The 14,135-nt window shown below is 70.2% G+C and carries 15 protein-coding genes; 5 read left to right on the top strand and 10 right to left on the bottom strand.

Going from position 1 to position 14,135, the window contains the following annotated elements:
• Nucleotides 1-188 precede the first annotated feature (188 nt).
• The gene (locus tag QF035_RS06530; RefSeq protein WP_373466609.1) at nucleotides 189-1,571 is read right to left on the bottom strand and encodes an endo-1,4-beta-xylanase; all 1,383 of its coding nucleotides are present in this window, start codon (nucleotides 1,569-1,571) and stop codon (nucleotides 189-191) included.
• 312 nt (nucleotides 1,572-1,883) lie between these two features.
• Between QF035_RS06530 and QF035_RS06525 the strand changes: the two genes are divergently transcribed.
• The 3 genes from QF035_RS06525 (at nucleotide 1,884) to QF035_RS06515 (ending at nucleotide 5,305) form a co-directional block, all read left to right on the top strand.
• A complete protein-coding gene (locus tag QF035_RS06525; RefSeq protein ID WP_307518883.1) occupies nucleotides 1,884-2,654 on the top strand; it encodes a L,D-transpeptidase family protein in 771 nt (256 codons plus the stop codon).
• A 108-nt stretch (nucleotides 2,655-2,762) separates the two neighbouring features.
• Nucleotides 2,763-3,458, top strand: coding sequence for a response regulator transcription factor (locus QF035_RS06520; RefSeq protein ID WP_307518882.1), 696 nt, complete (start codon nucleotides 2,763-2,765; stop codon nucleotides 3,456-3,458).
• Nucleotides 3,458-5,305, top strand: a complete 1,848-nt coding sequence (locus tag QF035_RS06515) for a sensor histidine kinase (protein WP_307518881.1) — start codon at nucleotides 3,458-3,460, stop codon at nucleotides 5,303-5,305. The genes QF035_RS06520 and QF035_RS06515 overlap by 1 nt, the downstream gene beginning before the upstream one ends.
• 323 nt (nucleotides 5,306-5,628) lie before the next feature.
• On the opposite strand, the gene QF035_RS06510 is transcribed toward QF035_RS06515, so the two are convergent.
• From QF035_RS06510 to QF035_RS06480, 7 genes are all read right to left on the bottom strand, one after another.
• On the bottom strand, nucleotides 5,629-5,850 hold the full coding sequence (locus tag QF035_RS06510; protein WP_269651902.1) for a hypothetical protein: 222 nt from the start codon (nucleotides 5,848-5,850) through the stop codon (nucleotides 5,629-5,631).
• A 145-nt stretch (nucleotides 5,851-5,995) separates the two neighbouring features.
• Nucleotides 5,996-6,559, bottom strand: coding sequence for a hypothetical protein (locus QF035_RS06505; RefSeq protein WP_307518880.1), 564 nt, complete (start codon nucleotides 6,557-6,559; stop codon nucleotides 5,996-5,998).
• Between the two features lie 212 nt (nucleotides 6,560-6,771).
• The gene (locus QF035_RS06500) at nucleotides 6,772-7,050 is read right to left on the bottom strand and encodes an Atu4866 domain-containing protein (protein ID WP_373466608.1); all 279 of its coding nucleotides are present in this window, start codon (nucleotides 7,048-7,050) and stop codon (nucleotides 6,772-6,774) included.
• 84 nt (nucleotides 7,051-7,134) lie between these two features.
• The gene (locus QF035_RS06495; protein WP_307530918.1) at nucleotides 7,135-9,324 is read right to left on the bottom strand and encodes a response regulator; all 2,190 of its coding nucleotides are present in this window, start codon (nucleotides 9,322-9,324) and stop codon (nucleotides 7,135-7,137) included.
• A 13-nt stretch (nucleotides 9,325-9,337) separates the two neighbouring features.
• Nucleotides 9,338-9,526: a response regulator gene (locus QF035_RS06490; RefSeq protein ID WP_307518879.1), complete on the bottom strand. Its 189-nt coding sequence runs from the start codon at nucleotides 9,524-9,526 to the stop codon at nucleotides 9,338-9,340.
• A 281-nt stretch (nucleotides 9,527-9,807) separates the two neighbouring features.
• Entirely contained in the window at nucleotides 9,808-10,356 is a 549-nt protein-coding gene (locus QF035_RS06485) for a HEAT repeat domain-containing protein (RefSeq protein ID WP_307518877.1), read from the bottom strand.
• An 83-nt stretch (nucleotides 10,357-10,439) separates the two neighbouring features.
• Nucleotides 10,440-10,652, bottom strand: coding sequence for a DUF4287 domain-containing protein (locus tag QF035_RS06480; RefSeq protein WP_307518875.1), 213 nt, complete (start codon nucleotides 10,650-10,652; stop codon nucleotides 10,440-10,442).
• Between the two features lie 187 nt (nucleotides 10,653-10,839).
• Between QF035_RS06480 and QF035_RS06475 the strand changes: the two genes are divergently transcribed.
• Nucleotides 10,840-11,637 (top strand): VOC family protein, encoded by a 798-nt coding sequence (locus QF035_RS06475; RefSeq protein WP_307518874.1) that lies wholly within the window; start codon nucleotides 10,840-10,842, stop codon nucleotides 11,635-11,637.
• A 65-nt stretch (nucleotides 11,638-11,702) separates the two neighbouring features.
• Here QF035_RS06475 and QF035_RS06470 read toward each other — a convergent pair whose 3' ends face one another.
• Nucleotides 11,703-12,512: an SAM-dependent methyltransferase gene (locus tag QF035_RS06470; RefSeq protein WP_189842727.1), complete on the bottom strand. Its 810-nt coding sequence runs from the start codon at nucleotides 12,510-12,512 to the stop codon at nucleotides 11,703-11,705.
• Between the two features lie 163 nt (nucleotides 12,513-12,675).
• On the opposite strand from QF035_RS06470, the gene QF035_RS06465 reads away from it, so the two are divergent.
• Nucleotides 12,676-12,984: a GNAT family N-acetyltransferase gene (locus tag QF035_RS06465; protein ID WP_307518872.1), complete on the top strand. Its 309-nt coding sequence runs from the start codon at nucleotides 12,676-12,678 to the stop codon at nucleotides 12,982-12,984.
• Between the two features lie 37 nt (nucleotides 12,985-13,021).
• On the opposite strand, the gene QF035_RS06460 is transcribed toward QF035_RS06465, so the two are convergent.
• Nucleotides 13,022-14,059 carry an LLM class flavin-dependent oxidoreductase gene (locus QF035_RS06460; RefSeq protein ID WP_307518871.1) on the bottom strand — a complete coding sequence of 346 codons (1,038 nt, stop codon included), beginning with the start codon at nucleotides 14,057-14,059 and terminating at the stop codon, nucleotides 13,022-13,024.
• Nucleotides 14,060-14,135: the final 76 nt, after the last annotated feature.

Here is a 14,135-nt window from a genome sequence, read left to right as displayed (position 1 = left end):
AGAGCGCTCTCAGTGCATGGCGGAGCAGAGCCTAGCGGCTGTTCATGGTCAGGTACATACCAAAATTGGTGCTCTCTTTACCGGGAACTGTTGAGGTGCCTGTCGTGTCCCGGGGCGGGGTGCGGCGGTCCGGGCCGCCGCACCCCGCCCCAGCTGCCACCGAACTCGCCGAAGGGCGCGGCCCGTTCTCAGGTCGTGGTACAGGAACCGACCGAGGGAGCCGAGGAGTTGCCGTTCTTCATGACGGTGAACCCGAAGCTCGTCGATGCCCCGGCGGCCAGACTGCCGTTGCCGTTCGGCTTCATGGTCATGACGTTGCCACTGGAGTCCCAGCTCGGTGTGCCGTTCCACGTTGTGGAGACCTTCTGCGGGGAGGTCACCGTGACGGCCACCGTCCAGGTGCTGATCGCCGAACCGCCCGCGGTCACGGTCACCCTGCCGTTGTAGCGGTCGCTCCAGTCGTCCGTCCTGCTGTACGACACCGTGCAGGAGGCGCTTCCACCGCCGCCGCCCGAGCCGGTGCCGCCGAGTGCGGTGAGCACGGCGTTGTAGGCGGCCTTCTTGCTGTAGTTGTTGTCGAACAGCAGCGGAGTGCCACTGGCCCGCCACGAGTACTTGTCGGTGACACCCCAGACGGTGATGCCCGTACAACGGGACACGCCCAGGCAGGCGTTGACCACATTGGTGTAGCTGTTGGCCTGCGCCGTACCGGAGCCCTCGATGTCCAGCTCGGTGATCTGTACGTCGACACCGAGGTCGGCGAAGCGCTGAAGGTTGGCGCGGTAGTCGCCGGGCACCGGGGACGCGCTGTTGAAGTGGGACTGGAAGCCCACGCAGTCGATGGGCACGCCGCGCGCCTTGAAGTCCCGCACCAGGTTGTAGACGGCGTTGCTCTTCGCGTTGACCCCGTCCGTGTTGTAGTCGTTGTAGCAGAGCTTGGCCGCGGGATCGGCGGCTCGGGCGGTGCGGAACGCCTCCTCGATGAAGCCGTTGCCGAGCTTGTCCTGGAAGGGCGAACTGCGCCGGGCTCCGCTACTGCCGTCCTGGAAGGCCTCGTTGACGACGTCCCAGGAGTGGATCTTGCCCTTGTAGTGCTGCATGACCTGGGTGATGTGGTTGTTCATCGCCGTTCTGAGGTCGGTGGCGCCCAGCCCGCCGACCCAGCCGGGCAGTTGGGAGTGCCATACGAGCGTGTGCCCGCGGACCTTCATGCCCCTGCTCTGGGCATGGCTGACGATCTGGTCGGCGGCGCCGTAGGTGAAGGAGTTGCGGGTCCCTTCGACCGCGTCCCACTTCATCTCGTTCTCCGGAGTCACCGAGTTGAACTCCGTGTCGAGCGTCGAGGTGTACGGGGCCTCGCCCAGGTGGTTGGCCGCGACCGCGGCGCCGAAGTAACGGCCCTTCTCCGCCGCCGCGGCGCCGAGCGTCCCGGCCGCCTCGGCCGTCCCGGCGAGAGTGGTGACGCCGGCCGCGGCGAGCAGGCCCGCCATGCCGATCACCAGGGCTCTTCGGGCGCGGGAGTGCCGGGGTGGAGGGGTGGCCGTGGGATGTGTGGACGTGCGGGTGATCATGTCGTCCCTTTCTGTCGTATCGAAAGTTTCGAGCATGTTTCCGATTGGCTGCGCAGACCTTACGGCTGGCCTGGGGAGGCGTCAACGCCCCGTGATGGCAAGGATTTCGGATGGCTCAAGATGATCGGGCCGCCTCGCGAGTCTCGTCACGCCCCTTGCCGGGCGGCTCTGTTCTGCCTACATTCCACACAACAGTCGCCATGGTCAGCGAATGTTTCGAAGAGGGAGGGTCAGGAGGACAACCGAGTGATTCTGCGGCACCGATCGAACCGACCTGACGAGTTCCTCACATGTACCGGTCAAGGTCGACGCATGATCACATCCACACACGGTGCCGTGCGCCGCCCCGTCGCCGTTCTGGCCGCCTCGCTCGTCCTCGTCGGCTGCGGAGGAGGAGCGGTGACCTCGTCGGATCAGAGGCCCGGCACGACATCGGTGAACGGCAGTGCGGGAGCGTCACCCGCCCCCGCACCCCACGTCGCCCTGAGCGTGGCACCTCAGCAACTGCCCGGCCTGGGCTCGAAGACGTGGGCCAAGGTCCCCCCGAAGGCCCGTCAGGCCCTGGTGGTGACGGGCCGGGGCAAGAACTCGTCGACCTCCACCGCGGTGCTGTACGAGCGCACGGAGTCCGGCTGGCATGCCGGGACCAGCTGGCCCGCGCACAACGCGCTCAGGGGCTGGACCGACCACCACCGGGCGGGAGACCTCCGCTCACCCATCGGCGTCTACGCGCTCACGGACGCGGGCGGCCTGCGCCCCGACCCGGGCACGAGCCTCCCGTACGACCACTCCGGCGGCTTCGGCATCGGTGGCACGGGATTCGAGGGCGAGCCCCTGGCCGGCTCGTTCGACTACGTGGTCGCCATCAACTACAACCGCCAGGCCGGCACCACACCGCTGGACTGGACCCGCCCCCTCGGAGCCGGCCGGGGCGGCGGCACCTGGGTGCACGTCGACCACGACGGCCCCACCCAGGGCTGCGTCAGCCTCCGGAAGAAACACATGAAGGAACTCCTGCGCGCCCTCGACCCCGACCGAGATCCCGTGATCGTCATGGGCGACGCCGCCGCGCTCAGACGTTGACCCGGGCCGCCGGACCAGCCCTAGCAGGCGGTTGTGAGGAAGATGTCAGGGCGTGGGAAGCCCCTCACCCACGGGCCCGTACAGCCCGGGGCGCTTAGCATCGGCCCCGTGTGCGCACATGTGATGGTTGCCGAGGACGACGAGAAGCAGGCGGAGCTGATACGCCGTTCCCTGCTGAGCGAGGGCCACACCGCCACCGTGGTCCACGACGGCGGAGCCGCCCTGGAGGCGGCCCGGCAGCGTCGGCCCGACCTTGTCGTCCTGGACCTGATGCTCCCGGTGATCGACGGCTTCGGCGTGTGCCGGGCACTGCGCCAGAACGACGACATCCCCGTCCTCATGCTCACCGCACGCTCCACGGAGGAGGACGTGCTGCTCGGCCTCGAACTCGGCGCGGACGACTACATGACCAAGCCGTACAGCCCGCGCGAACTCATGGCCCGCATCCGCACCGTCCTGCGCCGCAGCGGCCGCCAGGCCGCCGGGCACCGCGAGGACCCGGTCGTACGGGCCGCCGGGATCGCCGTGGATCGCGTACGGCACGAGGTGGTGTGCGACGGATCGCCGGTGGACTGCACCCCGGCCGAGTACGAGATCCTCCTGGCCATGACCGCCGAGCCGGAACGGGTCTTCTCCCGGCAGCAGTTGCTGCACCGCACCCGGGGCATCGACCGGGCCTCGACCGAACGGGCGGTCGACGTGCACATCATGAACCTGCGCAGGAAGATCGAGGCGGATCCGCGCAGACCGGTACGGTTGCTGACCGTCTTCGGCGTGGGCTACAAGCTCAGCGGGGACCGCTGATGACCCGCCCGATACCGCTGCGCAAGAGGCTGCTGGTCCGGCTGCTGATCACGTCGGTGCTGATCGCCATCTGCTCGGTGGCGGCGACGGCCTGGCTGGCGGTGGAGACCACGACCCGGGCGATCCAGGAGGAGCAGGGGCAGGTACTGACCGAGGACATGGACATCCTGCGGCAGTTGAGCGGCTACGCGGCCACCCATCGCGACTGGTCCGGCGTCGGGAAGACCGTCCGCGCACTGTCGGACCGGACCGGGCGGCGCATCGCCCTGACGGCCCCGGACCGTACGCCGATCGCGGACTCCGAGACACGGGACACGGCTCTGCCGCCCAGGGCCGCCGCCGCGGTCGATCCCCTGCACACCGACACCTTCACCGAGCCCGGAGCACAGCGGACCGGCATCGACCCGCGCGCGGTGGGTCCGTTCCGGCTGCCGCGCGCGGAGCGTGAGCGCGTACGGCTCCTGGCCGAGAAGCGCCGGGCCTGCTTCTCGAACAACGGTGTCGAGACCGGCATCACGCAAATGCCCAGCGGCCGCTCCGTCCTCGTCGACGAGGACGGCACCGTGGACGGAGGCCAGGTACCGACGCCGTGCGCCGACGGAGTGCTCAACACCCCGACCGCGACGGAGGAGAAGGCCCTGGCGGAACTCAACACGTACGCCGGGGACTGCCTGGAGCGTGTCGGCGGGAAATTCCCCTCGCTCTTCGCCGCCACGGTCGACTTCACGGACCGGTCCACGCTCACGCGCTACCTCGGCCGGAAAGCGGAGACGGGCATCGACACCACCCGTGACCAGGACAAGAAGGCGCAGGAGTGCGTCGACCGTGCCCGGCGCCGGCAACTGGAGCCCTACGTCGCGCCGGCCGCGGAGCTGTTCCTCGGCCGCGGCGACAGCGCCGTCCCGCACTTCGACATGTCGGCCGCCAACAAGGCCAAGGTCACGGGCGTCGCCGGCCTCGTCCTCGCCCTCACGGTGGCCGTGACGGTGCTGGTCGCCACGCGGCTCGTACGGCCGCTGCGCGCGCTGACGCACGCCGCCCAGCAGCCCCCGGAGCAGCATGTCCGCGTACCCGTGACCACCCAGGACGAGACGGGCATCCTGGCCGTCGCGTTCAACGACCTGGCCGAGCGCCGCGAACGCATGGAGGCGCAGCGCAAGGCGATGGTCGCCGACATCGCCCATGAACTGCGCACTCCGCTCACCAACATCCGCGGCTGGCTGGAGGTGACCCGCGACGGTGTCGTGGACCCCGACCCCGAACTGCTCGCCTCCCTGCACGACGAGGCGGTCGTCCTCCAGCGGGTCATCGACGACCTCCAGGATCTCGCCGCCGCCGACGCGGGCACGCTCAGGCTGCACCGCGAGCCGGTTCGCGCCGACGAACTGCTCGAACAGGTCGTCGCGGCACACCGCGTGGCGGCCGAGGCGGCGGGAGTCCGGCTGCACACGGCCGTGGACGGTTCTACGGGTCCGGACGGCCGCGACGGCACACCATGGCTCGACGCGGATCCGGTCCGGATGCGGCAGGCGCTGGGCAACCTGGTCTCCAACGCGATTCGCCACACGCAGGCCGACGGCACGATCACGCTCTCCTCCCGCCGCCACGACGACGAGGTCGTCTTCGAAGTGGCCGACACCGGCAGCGGGATCGCCCCGGAGGACCTGCCCAGCGTCTTCGAACGGTTCTGGCGCGCGGAGAAGTCCCGCAGCCGGCGCACCGGCGGCAGCGGCCTGGGTCTGTCGATCGTGCGTCAACTCGTCACGGCCCACGGCGGTACGGTGACGGTCACCAGCGAACTCGGCACCGGGTCGGTCTTCACCCTCAGGCTCCCCGGCGCCCGCTGACTGGTGGTTCCGGTACCAGGATCAGCGGTCCTGCCCACAACAGTGATCTGGTTGCTCCGGCACCGATGGCGCAGTGTTGCCCCATGAACACCACCAAGCACCCGGAGGTCAGGATCCGCGTGACGCCCCTGCGTCGCCTCAGGGGCGACACATACGTCCCGCGCACCGTTCGAGCAGTTCCCGCACAGGCCGACGACGAGCCCCTGCGCGCACGGAGCCGGGAACGGCCCACGCGATCGGACGGCCGACGCCCCGCATGTGACTGAGCGTCGGGAGCGCGAACCGGCCCGGCTCCCTCGGTCGGGCCGGTTCGCCCGGCTCCTTCAGCCGTCCACGGCATGCACGCCCGGGGTCAGGATCTCGTCCAGCACTTTGCGTACGGCCTCATAGGCCTGTCCTCGCACGTCGGCGTCGCGCGATCCACCGGGATCGCCCCGCCTGAGGTCGTCGCTCCGCGCCTTCCACGTTTCCTCCTCCCGCTCGGCCCAGGCGCGAGCACGCTGGATACGGCGCAGGAGTTCGTCGGAGTCCACGACATCGGTCATGACGTACAGGTACCCGCCGGAGCGCTTTCGACAGCCCGCGGGCCCCGCCGATCCGGGCGAGGCCCGCAAGCCTCCCGTCCACTCCGGCCGGTTGTCGTCCCGCTGGTGTGCGCGCGTCACCGCTGCGCACCCCATCGGTGTGCGACTACTCCGTCGGCGCCGGGACGCTCGGCAGAGCGGGCAGACCGCCGCCGAGCAGCCCCGTCAGCACACCGATCACGTTCGACAGCACCTTCGGCACCTCGGCGACCACTCCTCCCACGTCGAGGGAGGTCAGAGCGGAGAGCAGCCCGCCGAGTGATTCCTGAAGCCCTGCCACCGCGTCCGACACCGGGTCGGCCGCGGCCAGGTCGGCGGGACGGTCCACGGTCTCCAGCCGCTCCTCGACGGACGCGGTCGCCTCCGTGACGGCCTTGCCGTGCTCGGCCGCCTCGGCCGCGTCGAGCGGATCGTGATCCCTGTCGGCGAGGGGGGTGAGCGCGTCCAGGAGAGGCGTCAGGACGCCTCCGTGATCCGCCGCCTCCAGGGCGTGGATCCGCTCCAAGGTCATGTCGGCCGCGTCGGCGGACAGCGGGGCCACCGCGACGGGGCTGCCCACGGACCCCGTGGACACGTCGGAGGCGGCAGTGGCCGTAGCGACCGGCCCGCAGACGAGAGCGGCACAGACGAGGGGTGGGAGGAGGAGCCCGCGGGATACCAGGGCGCGCATACCGGTTCCTTTCGAGGACGGCAGTATCTGGGCCCCACCGTGTGAAACCCGTCGGCGCACCGCAACCGATCACACACCGACAGTGAGCTCCCGGCGCACGCCCACGTGGGCGCCGACCTGCGCTTTTCTTCCGTACGCGCCTGACCCCCCGGGGACCGGCCCGTACCGCCGTCGGGGTACGGCGGTGCCGGAACCGCCCGGTCCGGGACCGGTCAGGTCGCTTCGCGGTAGAGGACCAGGTGTTCGTGGTAGAGCACCCCGTCGCGGACATCGCCCGTGGCGGTGAAACCGATGTCGTCGACGTAGTCGATATGGCTGCCGGTCACGGTGTAACTGCCGGTGTACGCGCTCTGCCGCTCGCCGCGGGCCTCGTCGTACCGGCCGTCGGGCAGCAGTTCCTGGCGGATGTAGCCGTCGGCGGTCACCCACATCCCGACGTACGGGTGCGGGGCGCGGGACGTGTCGTCGTTCATGCTCGTTCCTGTGGTCATGGCTCCACGGTCTCCCCGGCGGCGCGGGCCGACCAGGCCGCCGTCCTCCCAGGTGGACGCCTCCTGGGTGCCGCACACCCAGGATCAGCGCTCCAGCAGGCCCAGCAGATCCGCGAGCGGCAGCGGCTTGGCCAGGTGGGCGTCGAATCCGGCCTCGTGGGCCAGCGTCCGGTCGGTGCCCCGGCTGAAGCCGGAGACCGCGATGAGGCGCAGCCCGGCGCCGTGCGGACGGGACCGTACGGTACGGGCGACCGTGTAGCCGTCCATGTCGGGCAGCCCGAGATCGCACAGCACGACGTCGAAGAGGCCGGCCTCGGTGGCCGTGACGGCGTCGGCGCCCGTGTGGACGACCGTGACGTGGTGCCCCTGGCGCTCCAGCAGCGCCCGGTAGGTCGCGGCGAGGTCCGTGTTGTCCTCGACGATCAGGATGACCAGCTGCCGTTGCGCACGGCCGGTGGCCGCGGGGCGGGCCGGCTGCGGGGCGTCCGGGGCGGCCGTCGGCAGCAGCACGCCGAACGAGGCGCCCTTGTCCGGCCCGTCGCTGTGCGCGGAGATCCGGCCGCCGTGGAGTTCGACGATGGTCCGGGCCACCGCGAGCCCGAGTCCGAGGCCCTCGGGAGTGTGCGGCCCGGCGGGAGCCGCCCGCATGAACACCCCGAACAGTTCCTCGGCCTGCCCGGGCTCGAAACCGATCCCGTCGTCCCTGACCGTGAGCTGCGCCTGCCCGTCCACGCACGACAGGCATACGTCCGTACGGCCGCCCGGCAGCGTGTACTTCAGCGCGTTGGACAGCAGGTTCGTCAGCACCTGGGCCAGCCGCAGCCGGTCACCGTCGACGAGCACCGGATCGTCGGGCAGCCGGAGGTCGAGAGCCCGTCCCTCGTGGCCGAACAGACCACGCATGTCGGCGCAGGCGCTCTCGACGGCCGACCTCAGATCCATCCGCTCGGGCACCAGCTCCAGACGACCGGTCAACGCGCGCGTGCCGTCCAGCAGGTCGTTGCTCATCCGGGCCAGGATGCCGAGCTGCCGCTCCAGGACGGAGAGCGCCGGATGGCCTCCGGGCAGGTCGAGCGCCAGCAGCTCGGTCGCCGCGGTGGCGGCGGCGGCCAGCGGATTGCGCAGCTCGTGCGAGAGCGTCGCGATGAACCGGTCCTTGGCCCGCTGCTCCTCCTGCAACTGCCGCCCGGCGGCGTCGAGTTCGCCGTTCACCCGGCGGAACTGCTCGTTGACCTCGCGGATCTCCCGCGCGCGGACGAACAGATCGATCTCCATGCCCTCCGCGCGCATCTGCGCCTCGGCGGACGCCCGCTCGCGTTCGTGCCCGGCCCGGCGCAGCCGTACGAACTCGGTGACGTCCTCGACCCGGTGGATGATGTGCGTCACCCGGTCGTCGGCGTCCAGGACCGGTGTGTTGACCGGGCTCCAGTAGCGCTCGGCGAAACCGCCCTCGCCGCCCGTCGGGATGTCGTATCGCTGCAGCGCCATCGTGTCCGTGCGGCCCGTGCCCACCACCGTCTCCAGCGAGCGGCGCAGGTTGGTGACGCCGTCGGCCGACGGGTCCTCGGGGTTGTCGGGGAACACCTCGAAGACGGGGCGCCCGACAATGCTCCGACGGGTGCCCGTGGCCGTCAGATAGGCGCGGTTGACCTCGACGATCGTGAAGTCAGGGGCGAGGATGAGCAGCGGGGAGATCGTGGAGTCGAAGAGGCGCCGGAAGTCCGGGACGGGCTTCGGGGTGCTGGACGGACGGCTCGTGGACATGGCGGCCCTCACGGATCGAGACGGTATCCGCAGCCGCGCACCGTGGTGATCCGCGGTGCGGGCGCCGGGAGTCGGGAGTCGGGAGTCGGGAGTCGGGAGTCGGGAGAGTTTGCCGCGCACCCGGTACACGTGCTCGATGACCGTCGCGGACTGCTGCCAGGACGCTCCCCAGATCAGCTCCAGCAGCTGCTCGGCGGAGAGGACCCGGCCGGGGGAGCGCGCGAGGGCCTCCAACAGGGCGTACTCCCTGGGGCGCAGGTTCAGCAGGACACCCGTCCCGCTCGCCTGGCGCGCGGCGGTGTCTACGCGCAGAGTCCCGACGTCGAGGACCGTCGACAGCTCGGGCGGCCGGCACCGGCGCAGCACGGCGCCGATACGGGCCACGAGTTCCCGCTGCGAGAACGGCTTGACGAGATAGTCGTCCGCGCCGATCTCCAGGGCCGCCACCCGGTCCGTCTCGTCTCCGCGACCGCTGACGACTATGACCGGAAGTCGACTGGTGGAGCGCAGCGCCCGCAGCAGTTCAAGACCGCTGCCGTCGGGAAAGTCCCAGGTCGAGGATGACGAGATCGATGCCGCCGTCGTGCATGACGGCTTTGCCGGCCCGGGCGTCCATGGCCCACGTGACGGTGAAACCCTCACGCTCCAGATAGGTACGGCACATCAGTGCGAAGTCGGGATCGTCCTCGATCAACGCGAGGTGTGGACGCACTCGTCATCACCCGGCCCAACTGCCGCCCGCACGTTGTGCCGCTGGTGAGCGGGCGTTGATGCCCCGACCATGTGGCGAAGGCAGAACAGTAGGCACCCACGGTTCAAGGGGGAGCCGCCCGGGGGAGTTCCGGCGCGGGCGCGTGCGGCGCGGGGAGCGCGTGACGCCGCACCAGCCCGTGCCGGAACAGGGGCCACAACCGGCCACGGAAACCGCTCCCGTCTGGTCTTTGACGGTCCTGTGCGGTCGAGAACGGTCCCGTCGGGTCGGGAACCCTGCTGTCAGCGGGGCCCCCGGGCCGGTCGCGGCGCGGTCCTGCGGTGGATGGGTCCGCCCGGCGCGTACCAGCCGGCCTTCTTCCGGACAGCGGGCGACGGATCGTTGTCCCGGGCCCGGACCAGGGCGGCGACCGCCTCCGTGCGGGTGTGCACCGACAGTCCGACCAGCTCCGCGGCGAAGTTGCGTACGTGGGCGTCCGGATCCCGGTTCAGCAGCCGGATCCCCAGGGGCAGTACCACGGCTCGGTCGGGGCGGCAGGCGTCGCTCTTGCACCGGTCACAGGCCAGCGCGTGCACCGCGGCGATCCGGACCTGGGGGCTGGGGTCGTCGAGCATGGCGATCAGATCGTCCAGTGCCTCGGTCACCAGCAGGTGGTCAAGCAGCCTGCAGCACTGCTCCCGTACCAGGGCCTCGGGGTGCGCCAGGCCCCGCCGGACGGCCGGCACGGCGGCGGAGCCGAGCCGCATCAGCTCACGAAAGGCGGCCGGCCTCCTCGGCTCGCTCCCCAGCGCACGCACCAGAGCGTCCTCGTGTGTCTCCGTGACCGACATGGCGCCTCCCCGTCCCGGGCTCCCCTCATCGACGAGTCTGCGGAGGCTCTCTCACGGCCCGCAACGCATTTCTTCGCGGTGGATCACCTGCCGCTGTCCTCGGCGAGCGTGTGGGCGACGAGGGCGTTGGCGTGGCCGTGGCCGATGCCGTGCTCTGTCTTGAGCCAGGCCACGAGTTCCATGTGCTTGGCGAGGGGCGAGGAGCGGATGAGGCCCTGCCACTCGGCTATGGGACGGCCGTACTTCTTCTCGATGGAGGGGAAGTAGCTCGCGGGCCCTTTCACGGTCTCACTCATGTCGGTGTCCCATCCTCTGGTCTGCTGCTTCGAGTGGTGTCGCAGTGTTGGACCGAGGCGGTCACGGAACATCATCGGCGGGCAGAAGTGACCTGCGTCACGTGTCTCGCGGTGTTCGCCGCGCGCGTCGGCCGACGGCTGGCTAGCGTGACAGGTCAGAGCCTTCAATGACGAGGGAGTCAGAGCCATGGCCGTACAACCTGAGGGAACACCGTGCTGGGCCGACGCCATGTTCAGCGATGTCGAGGGTGCCAAGAGCTTCTACGGTGACGTGCTGGGGTGGACGTTCGGCGAGGCGTCGTCGGAGTTCGGGAACTACACACAGGCCTACGCGAACGGCAAGGCGGTGGCCGCCGTCGTGCCGCCGATGCCCGGCGCGGAGGGTCAGTCGGCGTGGTGTCTGTACCTCGCGTCGCCGGATGCCGCCGCCACCGCCGAGAAGGTACGCGCCAACGGCGGCCAGGTCCTGATGGAACCGATGAAGGTCGGCGACTTCGGCACCATGCTGCTGGCCCAGGAGCCGAGCGGCGCCGTCTTCGGCGTGTGGCAGGCAGGCGTCCACGAGGGCTTCGAGGCGACGGCCGTGCCGGGCGCGTACTGCTGGGGCGAGTTCTTCACCCGGGAGCCCGAGAAGGTGGACGGCTTCCTCCCCGCCGTCTTCCCCTACCGCGCGCAGCAGATGGAGGACGACGCGATCGACTTCAGGATCTTCAACCTCGGCGAGGAGACGGTCCTGGGCCGGATGAAGATGACGGACGAGTTCCCGCCCGAGGTCCCGTCCTACGTCAACGTCTACTTCACGGTCGAGGACTGCGACGCCGCCGTGGCGAAGGCGACCGAACGTGGCGCGATCCTGCGGTTCGGCCCGATGAGCAGCCCCTTCGGGCGGTTCGCGGCCCTCAGCGACCCCCAGGGCGCGTCGTTCTCCGTGATCGACGTCACCACCACCGAGGGCGAGATGCCGAAGCTGACCGACGTGTCCTGAGCGCGCATCCGATGCGCGCGGGTGAGGCGGGCCCGTCCTCGGACGGGCCCGACCGTGACCACCCGCTACGGCTTGCGGCCGACCGCTCCGTAGGCGTCGACCACCGAACCGGCGGCCTCCGGACGCCACTGGGTGACCTGCACGACGCCGGGTTCGACCAGCTCCAGCCCGTCGAAGAACCCGGCGATCTCGTCGACGGCGCGCACGTAGTACGGGACGGCGCCACTGGCGTTGTACGCATCCGACGCGGCGATCATGCCCTCGCTGGTGGCGGTGCTGTCGCTGATCACCAGGTAACTGCCCGACGGCAGACCGGCCATGAGGCGCGAGACCAGATCCCGGGCCTGGTCGTACTCGGCGACATGGCCGAGCGTGTTGAGGATCATCAGGGCGACGGGCTTGGAGAAGTCCAGCGTGTGCGCCGCTGCCTTGAGGACGGCCTCGGGCTCGTAGAGATTGGCGTCGAGGTACGCCGTCTCGCCCTCGGGCGTGCTCGTGAGCAGTGCACGGGCGTGGGCGAGGACCAGGGGGTCGTTGTCGACGTACACGATGCGTGCGTCCGGCGCCACGCGCTGGGCGACCTCGTGCGTGTTGTCGGCGGTCGGCAGACCGGTGCCGATGTCCAGGAACTGCCGGATGCCCTGCTCGCCGGCGAGGTGAGTGACAGCACGTCCGAGGAAGTGGCGGCTCGTGCTCGCCACGTCGACGAGGCCGGGGAAGATCTCCTTGATGTGGTCCCCGATCTCACGGTCCACCTCGTAGTGGTCCTTGCCGCCCACGAAGTAGTTCCAGAAGCGCGCGGAGTGCGGCTTGTCCGTGTCGATCCGGGCCCGTATCTCGGCAGCTGCGGCGAGTTCGGGTTCGTGCTCTGTCACGAGAGGGCCTCCTGCGGATCGTTGTTCGGCAATCGAACGTCAACTTAGTCGAATGATCCACCCGCGGGTCTGCGCTCCGGAGGGCAACTCGGGTGGACCGTACGGGTTTTGGCCACTGTGGGTTAGTGTCGTGCACCGGCGCAACGGGGTTCAAGGAGGAGACATGGCGATCGAGATCAGTGACAAGCCCGAGGCGCGTCGCTACGAGGCCCGGATCGACGGGGCGTCGACGGTCGCCGGCTTCGCGGAGTACATCCGTACCGAGGAGCTGATCGCGTTCGTCCACACCGAGGTGAGCCCGGAGTGCGAGGGCAAGGGCGTCGGGTCCGCGCTGGTCCGGGCCTCCCTGGACGAGGCACGTGCCGCGGGCCTGCGGGTGCTGGCCACCTGCCCCTTCTACGCGGGCTGGATCGCCCGCCACCCCGGGTACGGAGACCTGCTGTACCAGGCACGCAGCCAGGTCAGCGACTGACACCGACGCCCACGCCGCACACGCGGCCGACGGGCCTCTATCCGTGCTGGGCCGACGCCTGCCAGCCGAGTGCCGGGCCCAGCCGGGTGGCGATGTCGGTGAGGATCTGGACGTAGTCGTCGTGCTCGAAGGTGAAGGGCAGCGCGAACGCCACCTCGTCGATCTCCCGGAACGCCGCGTGCGCGTAGAGCCGTTCGGCGATCTCCGCGGAGGTGCCGACGAGGTCCGGCGCGAACATCAGGCGGGCCGGCCCCTGAGGCGTGGCGGTCCGCGGCAGCCGCTTCTCCGCGTACGCCTCGTACTTCGCGCGCTGCTCCGGTGAGGCGCTGTCGGTCGGGATGACGACGAGCCCCTGGGAGACCCGGGCACGGTCGCCGTCGGGGTGGTGGGCGCGGAAGGCGCGTACGTGGGACAGCTGGACCTCGGCGAAGTCCTCGGGTTCCTGTGGTCCTTCCGCCTTGACGACGCTGCTGGTCAGGAAGTTCATCGCGTGCTCACCGGCCCACTGGGCCGACCGCAGGCTTCCGCCGCCGTACCAGAGGCGACGGCCAAGACCGGGCGCGTGCGGCTGGACCCGGTCCGAGAACACCTCGAAGCCCTCGACACCGCTGAAGTCGGTGGCCGGTTTGCCGCGTACGAAGTCCAGCAGCCGCGCCACCCGGTCGTACCCGAAGTCCTCGGCGTCGGCGGTGTCCGGATACAGCGCCTGCTTGACCTGGTCGTAGTGCATCGGCGGGCCGACGCTGATGCCTGGATTGAGCCGGCCGCCGGACAGGAGGTCGACCGTGGCCAGGTCCTCGGCCAGCCGCAGCGGGTTCTCCCAGCCCAGTGGGATGACCGCCGTGCCGAGCTCGATCCGGGTGGTGCGCTGAGAGGCCGCGGCAAGGACGGCCACGGGCGAGGAGATGCCGTACTGGAGATGGCGGTGGCGCAGCCACGCGCTGTCGAAGCCCAGGCGCTCACCGAGCTGGATGATCTCCAACGTCGACTCGTGGCCCTTGCGGGGGTCGGCCTCGTCGAACAACCCGATGGTCAGGAAGCCCAGCTTGCGCAACGGTTGTGAGGGCAGAGGCACGGGGCTCCTCCATCGTCCGGGGCGGGTTCTGTCGAACGCCTGCACTGATCGTCATTCTGGCAGGCGATCACCGCAG

The sequence above is a fragment of the Streptomyces umbrinus genome, from assembly GCF_030817415.1.
GTDB lineage: Bacteria > Actinomycetota > Actinomycetes > Streptomycetales > Streptomycetaceae > Streptomyces > Streptomyces umbrinus_A.
Note: the sequence above shows the minus strand (reverse complement) of the source record. Positions and strands in the feature narration are given on the sequence as shown.

Excerpts from the sequence above, each read along its gene's own strand:
- QF035_RS06475 (WP_307518874.1), top strand. The coding sequence starts at position 10,840 with ATGGCCGTACAACCTGAGGGAACACCGTGCTGGGCCGACGCCATGTTC.
- QF035_RS06530 (WP_373466609.1), bottom strand. The coding sequence starts at position 1,571 with ATGATCACCCGCACGTCCACACATCCCACGGCCACCCCTCCACCCCGG.
- QF035_RS06510 (WP_269651902.1), bottom strand. The coding sequence starts at position 5,850 with ATGACCGATGTCGTGGACTCCGACGAACTCCTGCGCCGTATCCAGCGT.
- QF035_RS06485 (WP_307518877.1), bottom strand. The coding sequence starts at position 10,356 with ATGTCGGTCACGGAGACACACGAGGACGCTCTGGTGCGTGCGCTGGGG.
- QF035_RS06525 (WP_307518883.1), top strand. The coding sequence starts at position 1,884 with ATGATCACATCCACACACGGTGCCGTGCGCCGCCCCGTCGCCGTTCTG.
- QF035_RS06515 (WP_307518881.1), top strand. The coding sequence starts at position 3,458 with ATGACCCGCCCGATACCGCTGCGCAAGAGGCTGCTGGTCCGGCTGCTG.
- QF035_RS06500 (WP_373466608.1), bottom strand. The coding sequence starts at position 7,050 with ATGACCACAGGAACGAGCATGAACGACGACACGTCCCGCGCCCCGCAC.
- QF035_RS06480 (WP_307518875.1), bottom strand. The coding sequence starts at position 10,652 with ATGAGTGAGACCGTGAAAGGGCCCGCGAGCTACTTCCCCTCCATCGAG.
- QF035_RS06465 (WP_307518872.1), top strand. The coding sequence starts at position 12,676 with ATGGCGATCGAGATCAGTGACAAGCCCGAGGCGCGTCGCTACGAGGCC.
- QF035_RS06505 (WP_307518880.1), bottom strand. The coding sequence starts at position 6,559 with ATGCGCGCCCTGGTATCCCGCGGGCTCCTCCTCCCACCCCTCGTCTGT.